The sequence below is a fragment of the Streptomyces sp. NPDC044003 genome (assembly GCF_056435185.1).
Map to the genome: position 1 here is coordinate 168,127 of NZ_JBWKFA010000010.1, position 15,026 is coordinate 183,152.

Below are 15,026 nucleotides of genomic sequence, written 5' to 3' on the forward strand. Positions count from 1 at the left end.
GACCTCGCCTCCCGGGCCTTCGGGCCGTCCGATTCGGGACCAAAGATCCGAAGGGTCCCGCACTCCCCGGCCTAGGATCCCAGGGTGCTGACACGTCGAATGACCCTGCCCGCGGCCCTCGCCGCCACCGCCGCGCTCACGGCCGGCGCCTGTTCACCGGGCGGAGGGGGCGAGCCGTCCGGCGGCGCCGCCGGACGGCCCACCGCGCGCGGGACGGCGCTCGCCGCCGTGGACACCCTCACCGTCAAGGGGCGCGCCCCGAAGACCGGTTACGAGCGGGAGAAGTTCGGCCGCGCCTGGGTGGACGTCGACGGCAACGGCTGCGGCACCCGCGACGACATACTCAAGCGCGACCTGACGGGCGTCCGCTTCACGGACGGCCACTGCAAGGTCGCCTCCGGCACCCTCACCGACGACCCGTACACCGGCACCACCGTCCGCTACGTCCGCGGCCGCTCCAAGGTCGACATCGACCACGTCGTCGCGCTCTCCGACGCCTGGCAGAAGGGTGCGCAGAAGTGGGACGGCGAGACCCGGCGCCGCTTCGCCAACGACCCGCTCAACCTCCTCGCGGTCGACGCGGCGACCAACCGCCGCAAGTCCGACGGCGACGCCGCGACCTGGCTGCCCCCGAACCGCGCCTACCGCTGCACGTACGTGGCCCGGCAGGTCGCGGTGAAGAAGAAGTACGGGGTGTGGGTGACGGCGGGGGAGCGGGACGCGATGAAGCGGGTCCTCGGCGGCTGCCCGCAGGAGAGGCTGCCGTAGGAAAAACGGTTGGGCGCTCCGTGAACGATCTTTAACCTGGCCCTATGGACCTGAACATATCGACCCTCGCCGAACGACCCGAGCTCGAAGGGGCGATGTGGTCCATGAAGGACCTCTGGCCCGAGTTCATGATGTACGACCCGGTCGGCTGGGCCAACATGGGCCGGATCGTCCGGGAGTTCCCGGAGTTCGTGCTCGTCGCCACCGACACCGCGGGCGCGGTCGTCGCCCGTGGCTTCAGCGTGCCCTTCCGGCTGGACGCCGAGGGCCGCCGCGAGCTGCCCGCCCGCGGCTGGGACGAGGTCCTCAACTGGGCCTTCTCCGACCTGCGCCACGGCCGGGAGGCCGACACGGTGAGCGCGATCGAGATCACCGTCGACCTCGGCCACCTCGGCAAGGGCATCTCGCACACGATGCTCGCCGCCATGCGGGAGAACGTCGGCAAGCGCGGCTTCGCCGAGCTGGTCGCCCCGGTCCGCCCCAACGGCAAGCACCTGGAGCCCGGGGCCTCCATCCACGAGTACGCCTTCCGTACGCGTGAGGCCGACGGCCTGCCGCACGACCCGTGGCTCCGCGTCCATGTGCGCGCGGGCGGCGTGATCGAGGCGGTGGCCCCGGCGTCGATGACGGTCTCCGGCTCCGTCGAGCAGTGGCGGGAGTGGACGGGCCTCCCCTTCGACACGGACGGCCCGGTCGAGGTCAAGGGCGCCCTGGTGCCGGTCCACTGCGAGGCCGCGCGCGGGTACGCGGTGTACGTGGAGCCGAATGTGTGGGTGCGCCACCGCATCGCCTGACTCACGTGCGAGGGGGCCGTCACCCGGTGACGGCCCCCTCCCGCGTATCGGTCAGTCGGTCTCGACGACGTCCTTCGCCGCCGGGGCCTTCGCCTCGACCGGCCTGCCGTAGTGGGAGAAGGTGATCGTCCCCGGCTCCTCGCCGCCCTTCGTGACGATCTTCAGGACGTACGGAGTGCCCTGCGTGGCCACGTAGACCGTGTTGGTCTCGCCGTCGTCGCCCGGCTCCGTCAGAGCCAGCGCCTTCTGGCCGCCGACGGTGGTCTCCGCGCCCTTCACGATCTCGCTCGCGCCCGGCTCGAACCCGCTGAGGAGCTCCTTCAGGTCGCAGAGCCCGAGCATGCCCTTGTTGTCGGGGTCGGAGACGGGCCCTTTCAGCCAGCGGCCCTTGAGGTCCTTGACCATGGCGTCCTGCGCCTCCGGGCCGTCCTCCTTGACCTGCTGGCGCAGGAAGGCCTCGTCGAAGCGCAGGTACGCGTTCTTGTCGCCCGGCTTGATCACCTCGACCGTGCCGGTCGCGCCGATCGTGAGCGTGCCGGTGCACCGTCCCCGGGTGTCGAGGGACAGATAGGCCTTGAGCGGCTCGACGGGTCCCTGCTCGTCGACGTCCACGGTCAGGGACTTCGCGGTCCTCGTCGCCGCGAAGGCCTTGTCGACGATCTGCGACCCGGTCAGCTCCCCGAAGGGCCCGGCCGGCTTCGCGTCGTCCGCGAGCGGGCCGCAGGCGGTGGCACCCAGGGCGAAGGCGGCGCTCAGGACGGCGACGAGGGCGGTTCGGCGGGGGGCGGCAAGCATGGTGGTGTCTCCGAGAGGGGGTGTACGGGGGGTGGGGCCCCGAAGGGCCCCGGTCCTTGTGGTGCGTGGTGTGTGTCCGGCCAGGGTCAGCCGATCTTCAGCTCCCACTGCGAGGCGTCGTAGTCCCAGCCCGGGTTCACCTCGACCGTCAGGTTCTTGGCGTCCTTCGGGGCGTCGAAAGCGAAGGTGACCGTGGCCTTCTTGCCGGGCATGATCGTGCCTTCGAATCCCGCGCCGACCTTGTCGTCGTAGATCTTCTCGGCCGCGACGCCGTTCTTGCCGGCGGTGGCGCTCAGGTCGACGAGGGTGGTGTCGAACTTCTCCTTGCCCTTGTTCTCGATGACGACGGTGACCTGGTAGGCCTTGTTGCCCTTGGTGTGGCCCGACGCGTACTCGCCGGGGGAGTACGGCTTCGGGTCCGAGACCGTGACCGTGAGGTCGTCGTCGTAGACCGAGCTGTCGCCGTCTTCCAGGCCCTGGCCCTTGTTCTTGTCGGCCTTGCCGGCGTCGCCCGCCGGAGCCTTGCTCGCCGGGGCGGAGCTCGCCGGGTCCTTCGGGGCGGTGTCCTTGATGGACTTGTCGAGCTCGTCGGCCAGGTCGCTGGCGGCGCTGATCACGATGACCAGGCCGACGACCGAGAGGATCAGGGACGCGAGGCCCAGGATCACGCCGGTGAGCGCCACTCCCTTGTTGTTCGCCTCGCCGCGCTTCACGCGGCCCTTGCCGACGAGACCCAGGATCAGCGCGATCAGGCCGAGGATGCCGGCCAGCCAGAAGAACAGCGGGATGAATCCCGAGATCGTGCCGATGATGCCGAGGATCAGGGCCGCGGTACCGAGGCCGTTGCGCATGACCCGCGGGGCGGTGGGCGGGACCTGGGTGTCGTACGACATGGGTGTGTCCTCCCGGACGAAGGCGATGTCTGGTGCGATGGGTCAATCACAGCAGAGCTTGTGAACCGAGTCAACACGGTTCACGGAAAACGGGTCGACTCACACTGTGAAGTGGTGCGGCGCGCGTTCGTCGCTAGGATTGGTGTCACAGCCACAGGGGCGAGCCAGGGGAGTTGGGTCACGTGCCGGAGAACGCAGCAGAGGCGGGTGCGGAGCACACGAGCGGCACGGAATCCGGTGCCGCAGAGACGCCCGCCGCGGAGACGCCCGCCGCAGAGACGCCCACAACGGAGACGCCCGCCGCCGAGGTGACCGCCGCCGGGATCGCCCGGCTCGCCGGGGTCGGCCGGGCCGCCGTCAGCAACTGGCGCCGCCGCCACCCCGACTTCCCCAAGCCCGTCGGCGGCACGGAGACCAGCCCGTCCTTCGCCCTCGCGGACGTCGAGCGGTGGCTCCGCGCCCAGGGCAAGCTGGCCGAGGTCCCGCTCAAGGAGCGCGTCTGGCAGCAGGTCGCGGGCCACCCGGCCGGCGCCGTCACCGCCCTCGTCCACGCGGGCTGCGCCCTCCTCCTCGTACGGGACAGGTCCGCGGCCTGGCCCGCGCTCGCCGAGCTCTCCGACGAGCGGCTCGCGGAGGTGCTGCCCGTCGCCCTGGAGGAGACGCTCACCGAGCGCCTCGGCCCCGAGCGGGCCGTCCTCACCCCCAACAGCTCCGCGCTCGCCGCCTCCGTCCCGCTCCTGCGCGGGGCCGCCGAGCTCGCGGCCGGGACCGGCGTCCGCGGGGCCTTCGAGTTCCTGCTCGGCCGTCACCTCGACGCCAACCCCCGGCAGTACACCCTCACTCCGCCCGGCCCCGCCGCCCTCATGGCGGCGCTCGCCGCACCCCCGAAGACGGGCCGCGACGGCGCCCCGCTCACCGTCCTCGACCCCGCCTCCGGGACCGGCGGCCTGCTGAGCGCGGTCGAGCGCCCCGGCGCCGTCTGCGGCCAGGACGCCGACCACGACCTCGCCGCGCTCACCGCCCTGCGCCTGGCGCTCGCCAGCGACGCCGACATCCGCGTCCGGTCCGGCGACAGCCTCCGCGCCGACGCCTTCCCGACGCTCGCGGCGGACGCGGTCCTCTGCCACCCGCCGTTCAACGAGCGGAACTGGGGCCACGACGAGCTGGCCTACGACCCGCGCTGGGAGTACGGCTTCCCGGCCCGCACGGAGTCCGAGCTCGCCTGGGTCCAGCACGCCCTGGCCCGCCTCCGCCCCGGCGGCACCGCAGTTCTCCTGATGCCGCCCGCCGCCGCCTCCCGCCGCTCCGGCCGCCGCATCCGGGCCGATCTGCTCCGCCGGGGCGCCCTGCGCGCGGTCGTCGCCCTGCCGGCCGGTGCCGCCCCGCCGTACGGCATCGCGCTCCACCTGTGGGTGCTGCGCCGGCCCGTCCAGGGCGAGCGCCCCGCCGCCGAACTGCTCCTCGTCGACGCCGCGTCCGAGCAGGCGGGGCCGGGCCGGGAGGGCCGCGACCGGCTCGACTGGCCGGCCGTCCACTCCGCCGTACTGGACGCCTGGACGCCCTTCGACCGGGACGGGACCCTGCCCGTGACCCCGGGCGCGAGCCGTTCCGTGCCGGTCATCGAGCTCCTCGACGACGACGTCGACCTCGCCCCGGCCCGCCACCTCCCGCCGCCCGCCGCCGCCGAGGGCGCCGTGCAGCTGGCCGGGGTGCGCGAGCGGCTGACCGAGACGCTGCACCGGACCCGTGAACTGACCCCGCCGCCCGTGACCGAGCCGGGCTCCGGCACCGGGTCCGGCCGGCCCACGACCACCGTCGGCGAACTCGCCCGCGCCGGAGCCCTCGCCCTGCGCGCGGGCGGCGTGGGCACGGCCCCCGCCTCCGCCCCGGTCGCCGTCCTCACCGACCACGACGTCCTCGCCGCCCAGCCGCCCTCCGGGACGCTGCCCGACGGCCCGCCCGAGGAGCCGGTCCTCCTCGCCGCCGGGGACGTCGTCGTCCCGGTCCTCGGCGGCGGCGCGGCCGTCCGGGTCGTCGACGCCTCCGCCGAGGGCGCCGCGCTCGGCCGCAACCTCCAGCTGCTGCGCCCCGATCCGGCAGCCCTCGACCCCTGGTTCCTGGCCGGTTTCCTCCGGGCCACCGCCAACACCCGGCAGGCCAGCAGCTACGCCTCCACCGCGACCCGGCTCGATGTGCGGCGCCTCCAGCTGCCGCGCCTGCCCCTGGCCGAACAGCGCAGGTTCGGGGAGCGGTTCCGGGCGCTCGCCGAGTTCGAGGAGTCGCTGCGGCTCGCGGCCCGCCTCGGCGACCAGCTGGTCCAGGGCCTGTACGACGGTCTGGCGGACGGCACGGTGGCTCCGTAGGGCCCCCTGGGTGGCAGTCGCTTCTGATCTGTTCGACAACGGTTCCGGGTATCCCGGAACCGTTGTCCGCGGGGGTGTATACGCTCGTCTCCGCACCCGATCCGTTCGAGCAGGAGCAGCAGGATGTACGGCCCCCCGCAGGCCCCGCAGGTTCCGCAGCCGCCGAAGAGCCCCGTCTCCGGCGGCCGGATCGCGTTGCTCGTCCTCTTCTCCGCCCTCGCGCTGCTGAGCTGCGGCCTGCTGGCCTGGGCGCCGATGCTGCACCTGGCGAGCGTCACCCGCCGGGCGCTGGACTGGACGCTGTTCGGCCTGACGTTCCTGGTGGCGGGCGGCCTCTTCACGTACGCGGGGGTCACCGGCGACCAGGAGCCGACCACCGCCGAGTCCTTCATCGGCGTCGGGGTCATGGTGCTTCTGGTGGCGGGCTCGATCACGTACTACCTGGTGACGGAGATCCGCCGGCTCGACCGGCCCGGTGCGGCTCCCGCGTTCCGCCCGCCGGACCACGGCCACGCCACCGCCGTCACGGTCCCGAGCGCGCTGTCGAACCCGAATCCGTACACCCGCCCCGTCGTCGCGCCGCCCGCCGCGCCCGCGCCCCGCATCGACCAGGTCCGCGCCGAGCTCGACGAGCTCAGCGACCTGCTCAGGAAGGACACCGGGAACGGCGGGGAAGGCGCGGGCGGCAGATGAACGGGCGGGTCATCGGCGGGCGTTACGAGCTCGCCACCGTCATCGGCCAGGGCGGGATGGGCCAGGTCTGGACGGCGTACGACGGACGGCTCGACCGCCGGGTCGCGGTGAAGCTGCTCCGGCCCGCCACCATGACCGGCCCCGCCACCGCAGCCGAGGAGCTGCGCCGCCGCTTCGTGCGGGAGTGCCGGGTGACCGCGCAGGTCGACCACCCCGGCCTGGTGACCGTGCACGACGCGGGCAGCGACGGCGACGACCTGTACCTCGTCATGCAGTACGTGGAGGGCGCGGACCTCGCCGACCACCTCGCCGAGCACGACCCGTACCCCTGGGAGTGGGCGGTCAGCGTCGCCGCGCAGCTCTGCGCGGTGCTCGCCGCCGTGCACGCGGTGCCGATCGTGCACCGCGACCTCAAGCCGCGGAACGTGATGATCCGCCCGGACGGGGCGCTGACCGTCCTCGACCTGGGCGTCGCCTCCGTCCTGGACACGGACACCACCCGGCTCACGCAGACCGGTTCGCCCATCGGCAGCCCGGCGTACATGGCGCCGGAGCAGGCCATGGGCGGCGCCGTCGGCCCGTCCACCGACCTGTACGCGCTGGGTGTCCTGCTCCACGAACTCCTCAGCGGGAACGTGCCGTTCGCCGGCTCCACCGCGCTCGGCGTGCTGCACCGCCACCTGCACGAGCCGCCCGCGCCGCTCCGGCAGCTGCGCCCCGAGGTCCCCGAGGCGCTCGAAGCGCTGGTCCTGCGGCTGCTCGCCAAGGACCCGCAGGCACGTCCGTCCGGCGCGCACGAGGTGTACGAGCACCTGCTGCCGCTGCTCCCGGCGCGCGGTGCCCCGGCGGGGCCGATGGACCCGACCCGGCCGTTCCTGCGCCCGCACGCGCCCTGGCCGGACCGGGCGACGGACCGGGTCGTGCCCCTGCCGCCGGTCCCCGTCCCGCCGGTCCCGATGCCGCCGGTCCCTGTGGCGCCGCCGTCCGCGCCGGCAGATCCCCGTACCGATCCCCGTACCGATCCCCGGGTGTACGCGAGCGGGGCGCCGCCCGCGCGTCCCGACGTGGCCGCGGCCGTCGACGAGGTGAAGCGGCTGCTCGGGGAGGGCTCGCTCACCCAGGCCGTGGACATGCTCGGCGGGATCCTGCCGGCCGCGGCGGCCGAGCACGGCGAGGGGTCGCCGGTCGTCCGGATCCTGCGCAAGCAGTACGCGTCGACGCTGATGGACGACGGCCAGTACCGGCGCGCGCTGCCGGAGCTGCGCCGGCTCGCGGAGGACCGCGGGGCCGAGGCGGGCCCGGCGGATCCGCAGTTCCTGCAGTTCCGTTACGACGCGGCGCTGTGCCTGGAGCAGCTGGGGGAGACGGCCGCCGCGCTCGCGGAGTTCCGCGCGGTCCTGCCGTACTACGAGCGGGATCTGGCTCGGGCCTTCGACATCCGGCAGCGGATCGGGCTGCTGCTCCTGGCGGCGGGCGAGTACGCGGCGGGTCAGGAGGAGCTCCAGCGGCTGCTGTTCGACGCGGAGCGTGCGTACGGGCCGTATCACCCGCTTCCGGTGGAGTTGCGGCGGGCGCTGGACCATCAGCGGCAGCTGGGGCAGCGGCCCTGACGGGGTGGCAGGGTCACGACTCGGCAACTGATCACGTAGTGGATCTTCATGATCCTTTTTGACCGTTTTGGCACATGTAACGTTCGCGTCTGATCATGTCCGCGGCCCTCAAGGAATTTCCCATGACGACGCCTTCCGCTCCCCTCACCCCCGAGCAGCAGCCCGCCGCCCCCGCCAAGAAGGGTGGCGCCCTCCTGAAGAAGGTCGGCGGCATCGTCGTCGCGATCGTCGTCGCCGTCGCGGTGAAGCTCGGCCTCCCGCACCTCACGGGCGACGCCCCGGTGCACGCCGAGGCCGGCGAGTGCGTCACCGTCACCGGCCCCGACAACGACCCGAAGGTCGACACCGTCGACTGCTCCTCCGGGAAGGCCGACCTGTTCAAGGTCGTCAAGGTCGTCGACAACACCTTCGACCTGAACAAGTGCGGCGAGGAGCTCTCGGCGCTCGCCCAGCAGCTGGGCTCGGACAAGTTCGTCCTCTGCCTGGACGAGGTCGTCGCGAAGTAATCGCGCGCGCCGCACTTCCGAGAAGGGCCGGAACCGACAGGTTCCGGCCCTTCTCCGTGTCACGGCGACTCCACCGGCCTGGGCACCGCGACAGACGGGGCGACCGGGGCCGGCGTGGGCACCGGCGGCACCAGGGTGTGCGCCGGGGTACGGGCGGGCAGCACCGGGGCGGGGGGCACGGGCCCGTCCGGGAGCAGAACGAGGACGCACACGGCGGCCGCCGCCCCGAGTGCCGCGAAGGTGAGCGCCCGGACCCGGCGGGTGCCCCGGCGGCGCCCCTGCGGAGGAGCGTCGCGGCGCAGGTCGCGATGGGTGACGAGGGCGGCGCGGGCGGCGAACGCGGCGCGCAGTCGTTCCTCGGCAGGGGATCTCATCGACCCGCCTCCAACTTCTTCTCCAGGGCATCGAGGGCGCGGCTCGCGGTGGACTTCACCGTGCCGCGCGAGAGGCCGAGCGTCTGCGCGATCTGCGCCTCGGTCAGCTCCGACCAGTAGCGCAGCACCAGCACCTCGCGCTGCCGCCGCGTCAGCTCCGCCAGCGCGTCGAGCACCTGCCGGTGCTCCTCGGCGAGCAGCAGCCCCTCGTCGACGGGAGCGCCCACGCCCGGGTGGGGCGGGGTGTACGCGCGCGCGGTACGGCGCCGGCGCAGCACGGAGCGGGCCGCGTTGACGACGGCGGTGTGCAGGTACGCCCCGGGGTCCTGGAGCCCGTGGAGGGAGGTGCCGTAGGCACGGCACACGGCGGCGAACGCGTCCTGCACCACGTCCTCGGCGGTCGGGAGGTCGTCCACCAGGAAGAGCGCGAGCCGCACCATGTCGAGCCGCCGCGCGAGGTAGAGCTCGGTGAGGGTGGGCGTGGACCTGTCGCCGTACGGAGCCCCGACGACGCGCAGATGACGTTCCCGTACCGGCACCCGCTCGTCCCGGGCCGCACGGGACACCCGCGCGAGCAGCCGGGACCACCAGGGCGGCGCCAGGGGCAGTGTGAGGGCGTACGGCATGGGCCTCGATCCGTTGGGGGAGGGAGGAGGGGCGGGAGGGCGAGCGGGCGAGCGGGCGGACCCGGAGAAGCGGACCCGCCCGCTCGCCCGGCGCTGCTACCTACCGGGCGCGATCACGCGGGGCGCGTCGCCGGCGGTGGAGGGGACCGGGGCGGGAACCGGCTTGGGCGCGGACTTCGGTGCGGTCACGACCTTGGGCGCGACAGGCTGGGCCACCGGCTTGGGCGCGGCCTCCGGCTTCGGGGCGACGGGGGCGGACTCCGGGGCGACGACCGCCGGCTTCGGGCCCGAGTCGGCGACGGCCTGCGCGGCGAAGCCGCCGCCGAGGAGCAGCGCGGCACCGGTGACGACGCCCAGGATCCGGGGACGGGGACGGTAGTTCCGCTTGGCGTGGCTGTACATGGGGCTCTCCCGAGGAAGTGTCGGAAACACGGTCTGGAACATCAGCTGAAGGGCGCCTTCAACCCACCAGACGTGCGGCACCGCCCGAGGTTGCGGCTGGCGTCGGAAATCTTTCGGCATGCCCGTCGGCGTGCACACCAGATACAGGCGGAGACCGCGGAAGGCGCGGGAGTGGGAGGAGCGGCGGCGGCCGGCCCATCCACCGGGCACGAGAAGACCGACCCGGAGGTGATCGGCGGTCGAGGCCGCGAAGCGCCTCGGCGAGTGGGCCCTTGACGATCTCGGCCTGCATCGCCTGCGCCTGTGCCACTCGGTGGCCAACCCGGCATCCTGCCGTGTGGCCGACAAGGCCGGATACTCGCTCGAAGGCACCATGCGCAGCGCGCTGCTGCATGCCGACGGATGGCACGACGAGCACCTGCACGCTCTCGTCCAAGGCGACATCTGATCCTGCGACAAGGCGATCAGGCACTGCCAGGAGAGGGAGGGAGAGTGAGAGGGAGTACGCACCTCTCGCACTTTCAACGTATAGCGCACAGGGGGGCTTGCGGCAAGGCCCCCGTCGTGGCACAGAATCGCTCCTCGAAAGCCAGCAGATGCGAAAGCGAGCGATTCACTACATGACGTCCCTCATTGCCGGTGTGTTCGACCTCTCCGGCAACCTCTCTCCCAAGGCCGACCCGGCGCTCATCGCCGCCGACGAGCAGCACTTCGCGGCCATCGCCCGCTGCCTCGACGAGACGATCGCCGAGCTGTCCGAGCGGCTCGACGCCGAGCGGAAGGCGCCCGGCGGCGTCGGCCGGGAGGCGATGGACCGGGACGCGGAGATCCACCGGCTGAGCGGCCGCCTGCGGACACTGCGCCGCTTCGGCCTGGACCTGTGCCTGGGGCGCGTGGTCGGCACGGACGAGCCCGAGCCCGTGTACATCGGCCGCCTCGGCCTCACCGACAGCACCGGCCGCCGGCTGCTCATCGACTGGCGCTCCCCCGCGGCGGAACCTTTCTTCGCGGCGACGCACGCCACCCCCATGGGCCTGGCGAGCCGCCGGCGCTACCGCTGGACCGGCGGCCGGATCACCGACTACTGGGACGAGGTCTTCACCGCCGAGGGCCTCGAAGGGCATGCCGCGCTCGACGACCAGTCCGCGTTCATCGCCAGCCTCGGCGGCAACCGCTCGCCCCGGATGCGGGACGTGCTCGCGACGATCCAGTCCGACCAGGACGCCATCATCCGCGCGGGCTCGCGCGGCGCCCTCGTCGTCGACGGCGGCCCCGGTACGGGAAAGACGGTCGTCGCCCTGCACCGCACCGCGCACCTGCTCTACTCCGACCCGCGGCTCGGCCACCGCCGGGGCGGCGTGCTGTTCGTCGGCCCGCACCAGCCCTACCTGAACTACGTCGCCGACGTGCTGCCCAGCCTCGGCGAGGAGGGCGTACGGACCTGCACCGTGCGCGATCTGGTCGCCGAGGGCGCGAAGGCGCCGGCGGAGACCGACCCCGAGGTGGCCCGCCTGAAGTCCTCCGCGGACATGGTGCGGGCGATCGAGAAGGCCGTGGCGTTCTACGAGGAGCCGCCCACCGAGGGCATGACCGTCTCCACGCACTGGTCGGACATCCCGCTGACCGCCGCCGACTGGGCGGAGGCCTTCGACGCGGCGGAGCCCGGCACCCCGCACAACGAGGCGCGCGAGCAGATCTGGGAGCACCTGGTCTCGATCCTCTTCGACAAGTACGACGGCGAGGAGGTCCCCGAGGAGCAGTTCCGGAAGTCGCTGCGCCAGGACCGGGAGCTGACCGGGGCCCTCCACAGCGCGTGGCCGATGCTGGAGGCGGCCGACCTCGTCGGCGACCTGTGGACGGTCCCCGCGTACCTGCGGATGTGCGCGCCCTGGCTGACCCCCGACGAGGTGAAGCGGCTGCGGCGGGCGGACGCCCAGGCGTGGACGGTGTCGGACCTGCCGATCCTGGACGCGGCCCGGCAGCGGCTCGGCGACCCGGAGACCGCCCGGCTCAAGCTCCGGCGCAAGGCCACGGTCGCCGCCGAACGCGAGCGGATGGCCGGGGTCATCGACAGCATCGTCGCGGCCGACGCGGACGGCGAGGGCGCGGTCACGATGCTGCGCGGCAAGGACCTCCAGGACAGCCTGATCGACGAGAGTGCCCTGCCCACGGCCGAACTGGAGCCGCTGGACGGCCCGTTCGCGCACATCGTGGTCGACGAGGCGCAGGAGCTCACCGACGCGGAATGGCAGATGCTGCTCCTCCGCTGCCCCTCGAAGAGCTTCACGATCGTCGGCGACCGCGCCCAGGCCCGGAACGGCTTCACCGAGCCGTGGCGGGAGCGCCTGGAGCGGGCCGGCTTCGACCGTATCGAGATGACGTCCCTGAGCGTCAACTACCGCACGCCGGAAGAGGTCATGGCGGAGGCCGAGCCGGTCATCCGCGCCGCGCTCCCGGACGCCAACGTGCCGACGTCCATCCGCAGCAACGGCATCCCGGTCACCCGCGGCCCGGTCGCGGACCTGGAGGAGATCCTCGGCGGCTGGCTCGACGAGAACGCGGAGGGCGTCGCCTGCGTCATCGGCGCGCCCGCCTTCCGCGAGCGCCCCCGCGTCCGCTCGCTCACCCCCTCGCTGTCGAAGGGCCTGGAGTTCGACCTGGTGATCCTGGTCGACCCGGACTCCTTCGGCGAGGGCGTCGAGGGCGCGGTCGACCGCTACGTCGCGATGACCCGCGCGACCCAGCGCCTGGTGGTCCTGACGTCCTGACGGGCGTTCCCGAAAAGGGAATGAGCCGCCGAGGAGCCCCTTGCTACGGTGACCGGATGGCATCGATCAAGGAATTCCAGGTCACGTTCGACTGCGCGGAGCCCGTGCGCCTCGCCACCTTCTGGTGCGAGGTCCTGGGGTACGTCCTGCCGCCGGCCCCGGAGGGGTTCGACACCTGGGAGGAGTACCGCCGTTCGGTGCCGATCGAGGAGCAGGACCGCTACTTCGCGTGCACCGACCCCACGGGCAAGGGCCCGCGCGTGCTCTTCCAGCGCGTTCCCGAGGGCAAGGTCGTCAAGAACCGGGTGCACCTCGACGTGCGGGCCGGCACCGGACTCGTGGGTGACGAGCGCCTCGCCACGCTGGAGGCCGAGTGCGAGCGCCTGGTCGGGCTGGGCGCGACGCACCTGAAGACGCTGTACGCCGACGGGGAGAACGAGTCCTGCATCAACATGCAGGACATCGAGGGCAACGAGTTCTGCCTCGACTGAGCATCGTTCGAGACGGTACGAAGCGGCCTCCGCCCTGCTGGGCGGAGGCCGCTTCGGCGTACCGGGTTCTAGCTCCAGCTGCCTGTCGCGACCAGCTCCAGTACCTCGTCCTCGTCCCTGGCCCGCAGCGGAAGCAGGAAGGCCAGCAGGAACGTGGCGCCGAAGAGGCCGACCGTGATCCAGGCGACCCACTGGATCGAGTGGGTGAACGCCTTCTTGCCGGTGGTCGACACCGACTCGCCGATCGCCTTGCCCACCTGCTGCCCGGCCTCGCCCGAGGTGACGACCTGGCGCGCGGTGTTCTCCAGATCGCCGCAGCCGGCGGGCGTGGCCTTCTCGTCCTCCGAGGTGGTGCTGTCGTGCAGGCAGGAGCGGAAGTCCCCGATGAGGCGGTCCTGGTCGGCGCCGGCCACGTGGGCTGCGGTCAGTTCGTGGCGCAGGGCGGGGGTGACCGAGTCCGCCGCGGGTCCCGACGCACCGCCGAGGAGGCCGAAGAAGACGCTGCCCAGGATGGCCACGCCGATGGCACTGCCCAGCTGCTGGGTGGCGCTCAGCAGACCGGAGGCGGAACCGACCTCCGCGTCGTCCACACCGGCCAGGATGATGTCGAACAGCGGGGCGACGACGAAGCCCATGCCCACGCCGCAGACCCAGATCGGGAGGCTGATCTGGAGCGAGGTGACGTCGGTTCCGTAGTGGCTGATGACCCACAGGATGCCCAGCACACCGACGGACTTGATGACGAGACCGATGTGGATGACCTTGCGGCCGATCTTCCCGGAGAGGAAGCCTCCGCCGATGCCCGCGCCGACGACGATGCCGACGGCCCAGGGCACGGTGGTCAGGCCGGTACGGATGGCCGAGTAGCCGAGCCCGATCTGCATGTAGAGCGTGAAGATGAGGAAGTACCCGGCCATGGCGCAGTAGAACAGCACGGCGACGGCGATACCGGCCACGAAGGGCCGCTTGTGCAGCAGGCTCGTGACGATGAGCGGCGAGCCGTTCGCGGCCTGCTTGCGGTACTGCTGCCAGGCGAAGAGCCCGAAGGCCGACACGGAAGCGAGCATCATCCCGAACATCCAGGTCGGCCAGCCCTGCTCACGGCCCTGCACCAGCGGGTAGACGAGCAGCAGCACGGCGGTTGACACCAGCGCCATGCCGGTCCAGTCCAGGCGGGAGGCCTGGGCGGAACGCGATTCGGGGAGCAGCTTGGCGGCGGCGCCCAGGGCGAGCAGTCCGAGAGGGATGTTGACGAGGAAGATCGTGCGCCAGCCGAGACCGAACAGGTCGGCGTTGATCAGTACGCCGCCCAGCACCGGCCCGCTCGCCGCGGCGAGTCCCATGAAGGGGCCGACGGCCGCGAACGCGGCGGCGGTCTCCTTGGCCGGGAAGGCGGACCGGATGATGCCGAGGACCTGCGGCACCATCACCGCCGCGCAGGCCCCCTGTAGCACCCGGCCCGCGATCAGCATCTCGGTCGAGGTGGCCAGTCCGCACACCAGTGACAACAGGGTGAACCCGGCGACACCGGCGAGGAACATCCGCTTGCGTCCGAAGACGTCGCCGAGGCGCCCGCCGCTGATCAGCAGCACCGCGAAGGACAGCATGTAGCCCGCGGAGATCCACTGGAAGGACGCGTAGTCACCGCCCAGATCGTCGCGGATGGACGGCATCGCCACATTGACGATCGAGCCGTCGAGCAGATCCATGAAGTCAGCCGACAGGACGACGAAAAGGATCAGCCAGCGGCGCAGGGCCGAGGTGGAGGCAGGGCCTTCGGCGGCCGGTTCGGGCCGGCTGAGGACGGTGGTCATGGCGGATCCCTTCGGTTGGGCGGACGGGACGCGATCGCAGAAACGACGTTCTCGCGACGAACGGCGTTCGTTCGCGAACACTGTTTTAGTGACGAACAGCGTTCGCGTCAAGTACGATGTTCGAGACGA

At 72.5% G+C, this 15,026-nt stretch carries 14 protein-coding genes and 1 pseudogene; 9 read left to right on the forward strand and 6 right to left on the reverse strand.

The features are described 5' to 3' along the window. Positions 1 to 99 precede the first annotated feature (99 nt). Together AC07AW_RS32695 and AC07AW_RS32700 are read left to right on the forward strand one after the other, a co-directional pair. Complete coding sequence (locus tag AC07AW_RS32695; protein ID WP_478819170.1) at positions 100 to 768, forward strand: HNH endonuclease family protein; 669 nt, start codon at positions 100 to 102, stop codon at positions 766 to 768. Positions 769 to 812: 44 nt separating this feature from the next. Further along, positions 813 to 1,562, forward strand: a complete 750-nt coding sequence (locus AC07AW_RS32700; protein ID WP_478819084.1) for an N-acetyltransferase — start codon at positions 813 to 815, stop codon at positions 1,560 to 1,562. Positions 1,563 to 1,613: 51 nt separating this feature from the next. Here the strand turns inward: AC07AW_RS32700 and AC07AW_RS32705 are convergent, their stop codons facing one another. Further along, a complete protein-coding gene (locus AC07AW_RS32705; RefSeq protein WP_478819085.1) occupies positions 1,614 to 2,357 on the reverse strand; it encodes a hypothetical protein in 744 nt (247 codons plus the stop codon). Between the two features lie 86 nt (positions 2,358 to 2,443). After that, a complete protein-coding gene (locus AC07AW_RS32710) occupies positions 2,444 to 3,250 on the reverse strand; it encodes a DUF4190 domain-containing protein (RefSeq protein ID WP_478819086.1) in 807 nt (268 codons plus the stop codon). 308 nt (positions 3,251 to 3,558) lie between these two features. Here AC07AW_RS32710 and AC07AW_RS32715 point away from each other — a divergent pair, with 308 nt between their 5' ends. From AC07AW_RS32715 to AC07AW_RS32730, 4 genes are all read left to right on the forward strand, one after another. Beyond that, positions 3,559 to 5,613: an N-6 DNA methylase gene (locus AC07AW_RS32715; RefSeq protein ID WP_478819171.1), complete on the forward strand. Its 2,055-nt coding sequence runs from the start codon at positions 3,559 to 3,561 to the stop codon at positions 5,611 to 5,613. A 123-nt stretch (positions 5,614 to 5,736) separates the two neighbouring features. Further along, positions 5,737 to 6,306 carry a hypothetical protein gene (locus AC07AW_RS32720; protein ID WP_478819087.1) on the forward strand — a complete coding sequence of 190 codons (570 nt, stop codon included), beginning with the start codon at positions 5,737 to 5,739 and terminating at the stop codon, positions 6,304 to 6,306. Continuing rightward, positions 6,303 to 7,916 carry a protein kinase domain-containing protein gene (locus AC07AW_RS32725; RefSeq protein ID WP_478819088.1) on the forward strand — a complete coding sequence of 538 codons (1,614 nt, stop codon included), beginning with the start codon at positions 6,303 to 6,305 and terminating at the stop codon, positions 7,914 to 7,916. Before AC07AW_RS32720 ends, AC07AW_RS32725 begins: the two co-directional genes overlap by 4 nt. A gap of 122 nt (positions 7,917 to 8,038) precedes the next feature. Next, positions 8,039 to 8,422, forward strand: a complete 384-nt coding sequence (locus tag AC07AW_RS32730) for an LppU/SCO3897 family protein (RefSeq protein ID WP_478819089.1) — start codon at positions 8,039 to 8,041, stop codon at positions 8,420 to 8,422. A 59-nt stretch (positions 8,423 to 8,481) separates the two neighbouring features. Here the strand turns inward: AC07AW_RS32730 and AC07AW_RS32735 are convergent, their stop codons facing one another. From AC07AW_RS32735 to AC07AW_RS32745, 3 genes are all read right to left on the reverse strand, one after another. Beyond that, positions 8,482 to 8,796: a hypothetical protein gene (locus AC07AW_RS32735; protein ID WP_478819090.1), complete on the reverse strand. Its 315-nt coding sequence runs from the start codon at positions 8,794 to 8,796 to the stop codon at positions 8,482 to 8,484. Next, the gene (locus tag AC07AW_RS32740) at positions 8,793 to 9,422 is read right to left on the reverse strand and encodes an RNA polymerase sigma factor (RefSeq protein ID WP_478819091.1); all 630 of its coding nucleotides are present in this window, start codon (positions 9,420 to 9,422) and stop codon (positions 8,793 to 8,795) included. Before AC07AW_RS32740 ends, AC07AW_RS32735 begins: the two co-directional genes overlap by 4 nt. 96 nt (positions 9,423 to 9,518) lie before the next feature. Further along, positions 9,519 to 9,824 carry a hypothetical protein gene (locus AC07AW_RS32745; RefSeq protein WP_478819092.1) on the reverse strand — a complete coding sequence of 102 codons (306 nt, stop codon included), beginning with the start codon at positions 9,822 to 9,824 and terminating at the stop codon, positions 9,519 to 9,521. A gap of 238 nt (positions 9,825 to 10,062) precedes the next feature. Between AC07AW_RS32745 and AC07AW_RS32750 the strand changes: the two are divergent. The 3 genes and pseudogenes from AC07AW_RS32750 to AC07AW_RS32760 all read left to right on the forward strand — a co-directional run. Next, positions 10,063 to 10,272, forward strand: a pseudogene (locus AC07AW_RS32750) (GNAT family N-acetyltransferase); the annotation flags it as partial. Positions 10,273 to 10,444: 172 nt separating this feature from the next. Further along, positions 10,445 to 12,592, forward strand: a complete 2,148-nt coding sequence (helR, locus tag AC07AW_RS32755) for an RNA polymerase recycling motor ATPase HelR (protein ID WP_478819093.1) — start codon at positions 10,445 to 10,447, stop codon at positions 12,590 to 12,592. Between the two features lie 56 nt (positions 12,593 to 12,648). Further along, complete coding sequence (locus AC07AW_RS32760; protein WP_478819094.1) at positions 12,649 to 13,083, forward strand: VOC family protein; 435 nt, start codon at positions 12,649 to 12,651, stop codon at positions 13,081 to 13,083. 68 nt (positions 13,084 to 13,151) lie between these two features. Here the strand turns inward: AC07AW_RS32760 and AC07AW_RS32765 are convergent, their stop codons facing one another. Continuing rightward, entirely contained in the window at positions 13,152 to 14,897 is a 1,746-nt protein-coding gene (locus AC07AW_RS32765; protein WP_478819095.1) for an MFS transporter, read from the reverse strand. Positions 14,898 to 15,026 lie beyond the last annotated feature (129 nt).

What these genes read in the sequence shown, in the direction of transcription:
- AC07AW_RS32745 (WP_478819092.1), bottom strand. Translation starts at nt 9,824, where the DNA reads ATGTACAGCCACGCCAAGCGGAACTACCGTCCCCGTCCCCGGATCCTG.
- AC07AW_RS32725 (WP_478819088.1), top strand. Translation starts at nt 6,303, where the DNA reads ATGAACGGGCGGGTCATCGGCGGGCGTTACGAGCTCGCCACCGTCATC.
- AC07AW_RS32710 (WP_478819086.1), bottom strand. Translation starts at nt 3,250, where the DNA reads ATGTCGTACGACACCCAGGTCCCGCCCACCGCCCCGCGGGTCATGCGC.
- AC07AW_RS32730 (WP_478819089.1), top strand. Translation starts at nt 8,039, where the DNA reads ATGACGACGCCTTCCGCTCCCCTCACCCCCGAGCAGCAGCCCGCCGCC.
- AC07AW_RS32695 (WP_478819170.1), top strand. Translation starts at nt 100, where the DNA reads ATGACCCTGCCCGCGGCCCTCGCCGCCACCGCCGCGCTCACGGCCGGC.
- AC07AW_RS32765 (WP_478819095.1), bottom strand. Translation starts at nt 14,897, where the DNA reads ATGACCACCGTCCTCAGCCGGCCCGAACCGGCCGCCGAAGGCCCTGCC.
- AC07AW_RS32700 (WP_478819084.1), top strand. Translation starts at nt 813, where the DNA reads ATGGACCTGAACATATCGACCCTCGCCGAACGACCCGAGCTCGAAGGG.
- AC07AW_RS32760 (WP_478819094.1), top strand. Translation starts at nt 12,649, where the DNA reads ATGGCATCGATCAAGGAATTCCAGGTCACGTTCGACTGCGCGGAGCCC.
- AC07AW_RS32705 (WP_478819085.1), bottom strand. Translation starts at nt 2,357, where the DNA reads ATGCTTGCCGCCCCCCGCCGAACCGCCCTCGTCGCCGTCCTGAGCGCC.
- AC07AW_RS32735 (WP_478819090.1), bottom strand. Translation starts at nt 8,796, where the DNA reads ATGAGATCCCCTGCCGAGGAACGACTGCGCGCCGCGTTCGCCGCCCGC.
- AC07AW_RS32740 (WP_478819091.1), bottom strand. Translation starts at nt 9,422, where the DNA reads ATGCCGTACGCCCTCACACTGCCCCTGGCGCCGCCCTGGTGGTCCCGG.
- AC07AW_RS32720 (WP_478819087.1), top strand. Translation starts at nt 5,737, where the DNA reads ATGTACGGCCCCCCGCAGGCCCCGCAGGTTCCGCAGCCGCCGAAGAGC.
- helR (WP_478819093.1), top strand. Translation starts at nt 10,445, where the DNA reads ATGACGTCCCTCATTGCCGGTGTGTTCGACCTCTCCGGCAACCTCTCT.